Consider the following 10,045-nt stretch of genomic DNA (forward strand, 5'->3'; position numbering starts at 1 on the left):
CCCTTCAGCCGCGCACCTCGTAGCGCAGCCAGCGCTTCTGCATCCAGCGGACCGCGAGCAGATCGACGAAGGCGCGGAAGGCGCGGTTCCACATGCCGTACTTCGAGCGGCCGGCGACGCGCGGCCGATGGGCGACGCCGACCTCGACGACGACCTTCGCCCCGGCGAGGCGGCAGAGGGTCGGCAGGAAGCGGTGCATGCCGGCGAAGAGCGGGATCGCCTTGAGGTGGCGCGCGCGAAACGCCTTGAGCGAGCAGCCGGTGTCGCGGATCGTCTCCCCGGAGAGCTTGTTCCGCACGCCGTTGGCGATCCGCGACTGCATCCTTCGCCACGCGGAGTCGCGGCGCCCGAGCCGGTAGCCGGCGACGAGGTCGACGCCGTCGGTCATCGCGGCGAGCAGTTTCGGGATCTCGGACGGCGGGTTCTGCCCGTCCGCGTCGAGCGTGACGACGATCTCGCCGCGCGCGGCGGCGAACCCCGCCGCGAACGCCGCGGTCTGGCCGGCGTTGCGCGCGAAGTGGAGCGCGACGATCCGCGGATCCTCGGCCGCGGCGCGGTCGAGCAGCTCCGACGAGCCATCGCGCGAGCCGTCGTCCACGAGCACGAACTCGTAGTCGCGCCCCGCCATCGCCGCGCGCACTTCGTCGAGCAGCGCGGGAAGGCACTCCACCTCGTCGAACACGGGCGCGACCAGCGAAACCCGCGGAACGATTTCCTCGGCGACCACCACGGCTCACTCCCTCGTCCAGCCCAACCCTTTGCGGTTGAATGGCCAAAGCTTCCGAATCCGGCGGAAGCGCTCCTTGAAGCGCAGATCCTCGGGCGTCAGCGAGCCGGGATCCAGCATGTCCTTCCACTTGATGTAGGCGGAGTCGTCCACCAGCTTCGCGAGGCGCCAGAAGAGGCGGCGGCGCAGCGTCCGTTCGGGGAAGCGCAGCGCCCCGGCCCAGTCGAGCACGACGATCCGCTCCCCGTCCCCGCGCAGGACGACGTTCTCGCGCCCCCGCAGGTCGAGGTGGGCGATGCCGCGGGCCTGCACGACGTCGAGGGCCGCGCGGATCCGCGCCAGGACCGGCGCCCATCGCGGGCCGGACTCGCGGCCGAAGAGCGGCCGCGCGTCGGCGAGGTACTCCATCGCGAAGGCCAGGCCGTCGATCCGGCCGTGGAGGCGCGGCACTTCCGGCAGATCCTGAAGCAGCGCGAGGAACATCGCCTCGCGGCGGATCTGCAGCCGCCCCCACCAGCGGACCGGCAGGATCTTCGCCGCGAAGTCCTTCACGACCACCGCGGTCCCGTCGGCGAGCGACGACAGCCAGAGGTCGGCCTTCGTCGGCCCGCCGCGGACCAAGTCCGCGCCGCGCCGGGCCGCCAGTTCGGCCCTTGTCGGATGTTCGTCGCGCAAAACCAACGATTTGCCCTCGGCGGGGACGAAGCCCTTATAATGCGCCGCTCATTCTAGGGGCCCTGGCGCGGCCCCGCATCGTGGAGGTTTCGACATGGCCGGCCGTTCCAAGGCGGAGATCGCGCGTCTCGTCGGATTGTTCCTCTTTCTGGCGGGGCTCCTCGTCCTCTCCAAGCCGACCCTCGTCGCGGTCGTCGTCGGCGCGCCGATCGCGCTGCTCGGGGAAGCGGTCCGCTGCTGGGCCGCGGGCCACCTCCACAAGACCGAGAAGCTGATCACCTCCGGCCCCTACCGCTTCACCCGCAATCCGCTCTATCTCGGGCGGCTCCTGCTGCTGACCGGCTTCGGGATCGCCGCCTGGATGCCGATTCGCGCCCTCGGGCAGGACGTGCCGCTCAACATCATGGCGCTGTTCCTCGGCCTGCTCGTCTTCTTCGGCTACTACATGCCGCGGAAGGAGCGGATCGAGCCGGCGCGCCTCGAGGCGCTCCACGGCGAGGAGTACCGCAAGTACAACGCCGCCGTGCCGGCGCTCTTCCCCACGTTCCGCCCGTACGCCGACAACGGCGAGCGCTGGCGCGGGGAGCGTTTCGCCCGCAACCGCGAAGGGCTGACCGCGGTCGTGATCGTGCTGCTCGTCGGCTTCTTCCTCGCCAAGGCGCTGCTGTTCCCCGCCGCGCGGTGACGGACGCCGCGCCGCCGCGTCTCCTCAGGTCTGCTGCAGGGCGTGAAGGCGGGCGTAGGCCCCGCCGCTCGCGAGCAGCTCGGCGTGCGGTCCCGATTCGACGATCCGTCCGCCGTCGAGCACGTGGATGCAGTGCGCCCGCGCGACGGTCGAGAGGCGGTGCGCGATCACCAGCGCCGTGCGGCCGTCGAGCAGCGCCTCCAGCGCCACCTGGACTTCCCGCTCCGACTTCGAGTCGAGGGCCGACGTCGCCTCGTCGAGGATCAGGATCGGCGCGTCCTTGAGGAAGGCGCGGGCGATCGCCAGACGCTGGCGCTGTCCCGCCGAGAGCTGCGAGCCCCGCTCGCCGAGCGGCGTGTCGTACCCCTGCGGCAACGCTTGGATGAAGTCGTGGGCGTGCGCCGCCTTCGCCGCGGACTCGACCGCCTCGAGCGGCGCGTCGGGGCGGCCGTAGGCGATGTTCGCGCGGACGGTGCCGTCGAAGAGGTGCGTCTCCTGGCTGACGAGCGCGATCTGGTCCCGCAGGTCGGCGAGGAGAACGTCGCGCAGGTCGACGCCGTCGATCGAGACCCGTCCGGCCGTCGGATCGATGAAGCGCGGCAGCATCATCGCCAGCGTCGACTTGCCCGCGCCCGAAGGCCCGACGAGGGCGTGCGCCTCGCCGGCGCGGACGACGAGATCGACGCCGTGGATCACCTGTCCGCGGCCGTAGTCGAACGAGACGTTCTCGAAGCGGACCTCGCGGGCGAAGCGCGGGAGCGGCTGCGGATGCGGCGGGTCCTGCACGACGACCGGCTCGTCGAGGACCTCGAAGATCCGGCGCGCCGCCGCCAGCGCCTGCTGCACGGTCGTGTTGAGCTGGCCGACGCGGCGCACGTGGGTGAAGACGACGCCCAGCGAGAGCAGGGCGACGAAGACGCTCTTCGGGTCGAGGTGTCCCGCGCGGGTCATCGTGCTGGCGAAGAGGACGAGGCCCATCAAGGCCAGCGTCCCGAGAATCTCCATCGCGGCCGGGGTGCCGGAGGTCGCGCGCGCCACCCGCTTCTCCTGCCGCAGGTTGCGGTCGATCGTGTCGGCGAACCGCTCCTTTTCGTGCTCGACCGCGCCGTAGGCCTGCACGACGCGCCGCCCGATGAGCGACTCCTCGATCCGCGCGACGAGCTCCGCCTGCTGTTCCTGCGCGCGCCGCGCCGCCTTCTTCGCCCGCTTGCCGATCCGCCCCGCGGCGAGCGCGAAGAGCGGGATCGCGACGAGGCAGACCGACGTCACCTGCCACGACTGCCAAAAGGCGACGACCAGCATCACCGCCGCGGCGGGAACCGACTGCAGCATCTGCCCGATGTCGGACCCGAGGATCGACTGCAGACGCGAGACGTCGCCGAGAATCCGGGAAATCATCTCCCCCGTGCTGTGCTTGAGGAAGAACATGTCCGACTGGACGAGCGACTTCTCGTAGAGCTCCTTGCGCAGCTCGGCCGTGGCGCGGAGCCCGGTCTTGCGGAAGGTGTAGTCGGCGAAGAAGAAGAGCAGCGCCTTCAGCGAGTAGAGGGCGATGATGACCAGCGGAACGCGGACGTAGTCCTTCGCGAGGACCCATTCCTTCGCCGGACGGACGATCTCCTCGATCCGCGCCCGCGCGCGGCCCACCCAGTCGGGGAGCAGCTTCTCGTACGGCTCCGTCTTTTCCGGCGCCGTCGGCGCCGCGGCCTGCGCGGGAGCGGCGGCCGCGGGCCCGGTCGGACCCGCCTGCGCGGGAGCGGCCGCTTCGGGGGCCGCGGGGACCGCGGGCGTCGGCGCGCCCTGGGGCGCCGCCGTCGGCGCGGGAGCGACGACGATCGGCGCCGCCGGAACCGGAGCGGCCTGCGTCGGCGCGGCGTTTCGCCCTTCCGCGACGGCGATCGGCGCTCCCCCCTTCGCCGCGGCGGAGACCATCGCGGTCATCAGCGGCTTGACCATCGCCACGGCGCCGCCGAAGAAGACCGCCGCGAACAGCGCGGCGGCGACCGCGCCGATCAGCGAAGCGCGGTACCGCAGGAGATAGGAGGCGAGGCGTCTCAGGTCGGACACGAAGCGTTCCTCGGACGATCAGGAGAAGAGGGAGCCGCCGAAGCCCGGCAGGCCCAGATGCGCCCGCGCGGCCGGGGTGGCGACGCGGCCGCGCGGCGTCCGCTCGAGGAAGCCGATCTGGATCAAGTACGGCTCGGAAACCTCTTCCAAGGTGTCCGGCTCCTCGCCGAGCGCGGCGGCGATCGTGTTGAGGCCGACCGGCCCGCCTTGATGGTGCTCGACGATCACCGACAGCAGCCGCCGGTCGAGTCCGTCGAGCCCGAGTTCGTCCACGCCGAGCCTCTTCAGCGCGTCGTCGGCCACGGCCAGCGTCACCTCGCCGTCGCCCCGCACCTCGGCGAAGTCCCGCAGCCGCCGCAGCAGCCGCAGCGCGATGCGCGGGGTGCCGCGCGAGCGCCGCGCGAGTTCCTCGGCCGCGTCGTCGGCGAGCCGCGCGCCGACCTTCCCCGCGGCGCGGGCCACGATCGTCGCCAGATCGCCCGGCGGATAGAACTCCAGTCGCTCGACGATCCCGAAGCGGTCGCGCAGCGGCGCCGAAAGCAGTCCGGCGCGCGTCGTCGCGCCGACGAGCGTGAACGGCGGCAGTTCGATCCGCACCGACCGCGAGCCCGGCCCCTGCCCGACCGTCAAGTCGAGCGAGAAGTCCTCCATCGCCGGATAGAGAACCTCCTCCACGACCGTTCCGAGGCGGTGAATTTCGTCGACGAACAGCACGTCCCCCGGCTCGATATGGCTCAGCAGCGCGGCGAGGTCGCCGGCCCGCTCCAGCGCCGGCCCCGAGGTCTGGCGCAGGTTGGCCCCCATCTCGTTGGCGACGATGTGCGCGAGGCTCGTCTTCCCCAGTCCCGGCGGGCCCGCGAACAGCACGTGGTCCAGCGGCTTTCCGCGGCGGCGCGCCGCCTCGAGATAGACGCCGAGATTCTCCGCGACCTGCGTCTGGCCGACGAAGTCGGCGAGGCGGGCCGGGCGCAGCCCCTCTTCCTGAATCAGATCGTCGGTGGACGGGATGCCGCTCGTCAGGCGAGCGGCGCGCGCGTCGAGCGTCACGATTCACCTCGCGGCCGGCGAACGCCGCCGTTCTCCGCGCCTCATCGTCCCCCGCCGAGCCGGCGCAGCGCAAGCCGCAGCAGTCCCGACAGCGGCGCGTCCGCCGCCTCCGCCGACGCGGCGTCCACGGCCTTCTCCGCCTCGACCCGACGGTACCCGAGGTTCTCGAGCGCGGCCAGCGCGTCTTCCCGCCGGCTTCCCCCGGCCGGCGCCGCCGCGCCGCGCGCCGGCGCGCTCCAAGCCTTCAGCTTGTCCTTCAGCTCGAGCACCAGCCGCTGCGCCGTCTTCTTGCCGACGCCCGGCACCCGCTCCAGCGCCGACGGCCGCTCGCCTTGGATCGCCGCCGCGAGTTCGCCCGGCGGCAGCGCCGAGAGAAGCGACAGCGCGATCTTCGGCCCGACGCCGCCGACGCCCAGCAGCGCGGAGAAGAGCTCCTTTTCCGCCGCCGAGCCGAAGCCGTAGAGTTCGAGCGCCTCGTTGCGGAAGAGGGTGAGGATCTCCAGCTCGGCCGCCGCGCCTTCCGCCGGAAGGGCCTCGAACGTCGAGAGCGGCAGCCGGACTTCGTAGCCGACCCCGCCGACGTCGAGCAGCACCGCCGGCAGCGTCTTCCGCAGCAGCGTTCCCCGCAGATGACCGATCATCGTCCGGCTCCCCGCATCGCCGGGATGCGCCCGTGCGCCTGATGCGTCACGGCCAGGGCCAACGCGTCCGTGGCGTCGAGTCCGGCCGACGAAAGATCGAAACGTCGCAATCCGCGCACGGTGAGCAGCATCACCCGCCGCACCTGTTCCTTCTCCGCCGCCCCCGCGCCGCAGATGGTCTTCTTCACCGTCGCCGGCGGATACTCCGCGACCGGCACGCCTCGCCGCCCGAGAGTCGCCAGCAGGGCGCCGCGCGCCTCGGCCAGCACCAGCGCCGAGCGGACGTTGATCTTCGTGAACGGCGTTTCCACCGCGGCGACGTCGACCTCCCGCCCTTCGAGGAAGTCGTCCATCGCCCGCGCGAGGAACCCCAAGCCGTCGGCGCGCCCGAGTCCCTCCGGCACGCGCCAGACTCCGAGCTCGAGGCCGACGACCTCGTCCCCCCTGAATACAGCAAGGGCGAAGCCCGTCCGCTGGGACCCGGGATCGACGCCCAGGACGCGGAATCCGGCTTCGCCCGTCATCGGCGGCCCTGCGGCCGGCTCAAGCGCCGACCGACTCGTCGATGTCGCAGTTCGCGGCGACCTTCTGCACGTCGTCGTGGTCGTCCAAGGCCTCGAGCAGCGAAAGCAGGCTCTCCGCCTTCTTCCCCTCGACGCGGACGAGGTTCTTCGGGATCATCGCGACCTCGCCCTTGGCGACCTTGATCCCGGCCTTCTCGACCGCCTCGCGCACGTTCTCGAAGCTCTCGGGCGCGGCGTAGACTTCGAAGACGTCCCCTTCGAGCCGCACGTCGTCGCCGCCGGCCTCCAGAACGACTTCCATCAGCTTCTCTTCCTCGACGCCGTCCGCCGGGATCTCGATGTACCCCTTGCGGTCGAACATCCAGGAGACGCAGCCCGGAACGCCCAGCTCGCCGCCGTAGCGGCTGAAGAGGAACCTCATCTCGCTCGCCGTGCGGTTCCGGTTGTCGGTCAGGACGTTGGCGATGACGGCCACGCCGGACGGGCCGTGCCCTTCGTAGACGACCTCTTCGTAGTTCGCGCCCAGTCCGCCGCCGACGCCCTTCTTGATGGCGGCCTCGATCCGATCTTTGGGCATGTTGACGTCGCGCGCCGCGGCGATGGCCGCCCGGAGCCGCGCGTTCGCGTCAGGATCGCCGCCGCCCGCCTTCGCGGCGACGACGATCTCGCGCCCGGCTTTGGTGAATTGCTTCGCCTTGGCCGCGTCCTGCGCGCCCTTGCGGTGCTTGATGTTGGCCCACTTCGAGTGCCCGCTCATCGATCGGTCCTCTGGCTGTTCGCTAGCCGGCCAGACTGTAGCACGACCGGCCTAATAAAGAAGAACCCCCGCCCGAAGGCGGGGGTCCCATTAACACCCGGCGACGTCCTACTCTTCCACGCAGCTTCCCGCGCAGTACCATCGGCGCTGAGGGGCTTAACTGCCGTGTTCGGGATGGGAACGGGTGTGGCCCCCTCGCTATGGTCACCGGGAATTTCCTCGGTGTTTCTTGATTTCAACGCGGTGGCCCTTTCGGACCGCCTCGACAATTCGACGTTGGCCGCTGAAAGTGTTGAGCCTGTGGACAGCACCAAACAAAGGATCAAACGGTTTAGGTCAAGCCTCACGACCGATTAGTACCGGTCAGCTGAGCGTGTTGCCACGCTTGCACTTCCGGCCTATCAACCTCGTAGTCTCCGAGGGGTCTTTAGGGATTGCTCCGGGAGACCTCATCTTGGGGTGGGCTTCGCGCTTATATGCATTCAGCGCTTATCCTTTCCGAACATAGCTACCCGGCGCTGCGCCTGGCGGCACAACCGGTACACTAGAGGTCCGTGGTTCCCGGTCCTCTCGTACTAGGGAACCATCCCCGCAAGTCTCCTACGCCCACACCAGATAGGGACCGAACTGTCTCGCGACGTTCTGAACCCAGCTCACGTACCGCTTTAACCGGCGAACAGCCGGACCCTTGGGACCTGCTTCAGCCCCAGGATGCGATGAGCCGACATCGAGGTGCCAAACCCCGCCGTCGATGTGGACTCTTGGGCGGGATCAGCCTGTTATCCCCGGAGTACCTTTTATCCGTTGAGCGACGGCCCTTCCATACAGAACCGCCGGATCACTAAGGCCCGCTTTCGCGTCTGCTCGACTTGTAGGTCTCACAGTCAGGCCGGCTTATGCCTTTACACTCTACGGCTGGTTTCCAAACAGCCTGAGCCGACCTTCGCACGCCTCCGTTACATTTTAGGAGGCGACCGCCCCAGTCAAACTACCCGCCTGACAATGTCCCTGAGCCGGATTCACGGCTCTAGGTTAGAAACTCAGAACGACAAGGGTGGTATCTCACCATTGGCTCCACCGGATCTGACGACCCAGCTTCAAAGCCTCCCACCTATCCTGCACAAGTCGCACCGAATTCCACTGCCAAGGTGCAGTAAAGGTTCACAGGGTCTTTCCGTCTAGGTGCGGGTAACCTGCATCCTCACAGGTGCTACAGATTCGCTGAGCTTCTCGCTGAGACAGCGCCCAGATCGTTACGCCATTCGTGCAGGTCGGAACTTACCCGACAAGGAATTTCGCTACCTTAGGACCGTTATAGTTACGGCCGCCGTTTACCGGGGCTTCGATTCAGAGCTTCGCTTGCGCTGACTCCTCCTCTTAACCTTCCGGCACCGGGCAGGCGTCACACCCTATACGTCGTTTTCGACTTAGCAGAGTGCTGTGTTTTTGGTAAACAGTCGCCTGGGCCCATTCACTGCGACCCCCTCGGGCTATTAACCCTACCGGGGCACCCCTTATCCCGAAGTTACGGGGCTATTTTGCCGAGTTCCTTAGCGAGAAATCACTCACGCGCCTGAGGATTTTCTCCTCGTCTACCAGTGTCGGTTTGAGGTACGGACAGCACAGCAATTAACGCTAGAGGATTTTCTTGGCAGTGTGGCATCAACGAGTTCGTTTGGCACAAGGCCGCACTTCCCCCTTGGCCTCGCGGTATGTGGCCTCCGGATTTGCCTAGAGACCCCGCTTGGTTTCGGGCCAGCCACTTCCAACCGGCTGTACGCCTAGCCTCCTGCGTCTCCCCATTGCTCACTGTGCTGGTGCAGGAATGTTGACCTGCTGCCCATCGGCTACGCCTTTCGGCCTCGCCTTAGGATCCGACTCACCCTGAGCGGACGAACCTTCCTCAGGAAACCTTAGACTTGCGGCGACGAAGATTCTCACTTCGTTTATCGCTACTTGTGCCGGCAGAGTCTCTTCCATAGGCCGCTACCAGTCCTTGCCGGTCTGGCTTGTATCTCCTACGGAATGCTCCCCTACCACTCGCTTGCGCGAGTCCGCAGCTTCGGTGACAGGCTTAGCCCCGTTACATTATCGGCACAGGGCCGCTCGACTAGTGAGCTGTTACGCTTTCTTTGAAGGATGGCTGCTTCTAAGCCAACCTCCTAGCTGTCACAGCAGCCCCACATCCTTTACCACTTAGCCTGTACTTTGGGACCTTAGCTGGCGGTCTGGGTTCTTTCCCTTTTGACGACGAACCTTATTGCCCGCCGTCTGACTCCCACGCTCTGGCTTGACGGCATTCAGAGTTTCCAAGGATTCGGTAGGTTGTCACACCCCCTAGTCCTGAGAGTACTTTACCACCGTCAAGAAACGCGTGAGGCTAGCCCTAAAGCTATTTCGGGGAGAACGAGCTATAACTCAGTTTGATTGGCCTTTCACCACTACCCTCAGCTCATCCAAGCGGTTTTCAACCCACAATGGTTCGGGCCTCCACGTGGTGTTACCCACGCTTCACCCTGGCCAAGGGTAGATCACTAAGCTTCGCGTTTACTCCCGACGACTAGACGCCCTATTCGGACTCGCTTTCGCTGCGGCTGGCTTATCGCTTAACCTTGCCGCCGAGAGTAACTAGCCGGCTCATTATGCAAAAGGCACGCGGTCAGGCATTGCCGATTGCTCGGCCATGGCCCTCCCACAGCTTGTAAGCATGCGGTTTCAGGTTCTATTTCACTCCCCTAACAGGGGTTCTTTTCGCCTTTCCCTCACGGTACTAGTGCACTATCGGTCGCAGGAGAATACTTAGCCTTGGAAGATGGTCCTCCCGGATTCCCACAGGGTTCCACGTGCCCCGTGGTACTCGGGAACGACTCCAGGGAGCCATCACGCTTTCGTCTACAGGGTTTTTACCTTCTGTGACCGGCC

Annotated in this window: 8 protein-coding genes and 2 rRNA genes (1 of these 10 only partly in view); 1 reads left to right on the plus strand and 9 read right to left on the minus strand. The window is 67.4% G+C overall.

The genetic code is table 11. The annotated features are described in order from the left end of the window. Nucleotides 1-4 precede the first annotated feature (4 nt). Together LLG88_10330 and LLG88_10335 are read right to left on the minus strand one after the other, a co-directional pair. Nucleotides 5-730, minus strand: a complete 726-nt coding sequence (locus LLG88_10330) for a glycosyltransferase family 2 protein (protein MCE5247301.1) — start codon at nt 728-730, stop codon at nt 5-7. 3 nt (nt 731-733) lie between these two features. After that, nucleotides 734-1,402 carry a hypothetical protein gene (locus tag LLG88_10335; GenBank protein MCE5247302.1) on the minus strand — a complete coding sequence of 223 codons (669 nt, stop codon included), beginning with the start codon at nt 1,400-1,402 and terminating at the stop codon, nt 734-736. Nucleotides 1,403-1,496: 94 nt separating this feature from the next. Between LLG88_10335 and LLG88_10340 the strand changes: the two genes are divergently transcribed. After that, entirely contained in the window at nt 1,497-2,087 is a 591-nt protein-coding gene (locus LLG88_10340; GenBank protein ID MCE5247303.1) for a hypothetical protein, read from the plus strand. 24 nt (nt 2,088-2,111) lie between these two features. On the opposite strand, the gene LLG88_10345 is transcribed toward LLG88_10340, so the two are convergent. The 7 genes from LLG88_10345 to LLG88_10375 form a co-directional block, all read right to left on the minus strand. Next, the gene (locus LLG88_10345) at nt 2,112-4,154 is read right to left on the minus strand and encodes an ABC transporter ATP-binding protein/permease (GenBank protein MCE5247304.1); all 2,043 of its coding nucleotides are present in this window, start codon (nt 4,152-4,154) and stop codon (nt 2,112-2,114) included. A gap of 18 nt (nt 4,155-4,172) precedes the next feature. Beyond that, a complete protein-coding gene (gene ruvB / locus LLG88_10350; GenBank protein ID MCE5247305.1) occupies nt 4,173-5,174 on the minus strand; it encodes a Holliday junction branch migration DNA helicase RuvB in 1,002 nt (333 codons plus the stop codon). A 68-nt stretch (nt 5,175-5,242) separates the two neighbouring features. Continuing rightward, complete coding sequence (gene ruvA, locus LLG88_10355; GenBank protein ID MCE5247306.1) at nt 5,243-5,842, minus strand: Holliday junction branch migration protein RuvA; 600 nt, start codon at nt 5,840-5,842, stop codon at nt 5,243-5,245. Further along, on the minus strand, nt 5,839-6,366 hold the full coding sequence (locus tag LLG88_10360; GenBank protein ID MCE5247307.1) for a crossover junction endodeoxyribonuclease RuvC: 528 nt from the start codon (nt 6,364-6,366) through the stop codon (nt 5,839-5,841). Before LLG88_10360 ends, ruvA begins: the two co-directional genes overlap by 4 nt. A 19-nt stretch (nt 6,367-6,385) precedes the next feature. Then, the gene (locus LLG88_10365) at nt 6,386-7,123 is read right to left on the minus strand and encodes a YebC/PmpR family DNA-binding transcriptional regulator (protein MCE5247308.1); all 738 of its coding nucleotides are present in this window, start codon (nt 7,121-7,123) and stop codon (nt 6,386-6,388) included. A gap of 95 nt (nt 7,124-7,218) precedes the next feature. Continuing rightward, nucleotides 7,219-7,335 (minus strand): 5S ribosomal RNA (gene rrf, locus LLG88_10370). A 120-nt stretch (nt 7,336-7,455) separates the two neighbouring features. Further along, a 23S ribosomal RNA gene (locus tag LLG88_10375) occupies nt 7,456-10,045 on the minus strand; it runs 389 nt beyond the window's last position.

It is taken from the genome of bacterium, assembly GCA_021372775.1.
In the GTDB taxonomy this organism is placed as follows: Bacteria; Acidobacteriota; Polarisedimenticolia; order J045; family J045; genus JAJFTU01.

Excerpts from the sequence above, each read along its gene's own strand:
- LLG88_10340 (MCE5247303.1), top strand. The coding sequence starts at position 1,497 with ATGGCCGGCCGTTCCAAGGCGGAGATCGCGCGTCTCGTCGGATTGTTC.
- ruvA (MCE5247306.1), bottom strand. The coding sequence starts at position 5,842 with ATGATCGGTCATCTGCGGGGAACGCTGCTGCGGAAGACGCTGCCGGCG.
- LLG88_10360 (MCE5247307.1), bottom strand. The coding sequence starts at position 6,366 with ATGACGGGCGAAGCCGGATTCCGCGTCCTGGGCGTCGATCCCGGGTCC.
- LLG88_10365 (MCE5247308.1), bottom strand. The coding sequence starts at position 7,123 with ATGAGCGGGCACTCGAAGTGGGCCAACATCAAGCACCGCAAGGGCGCG.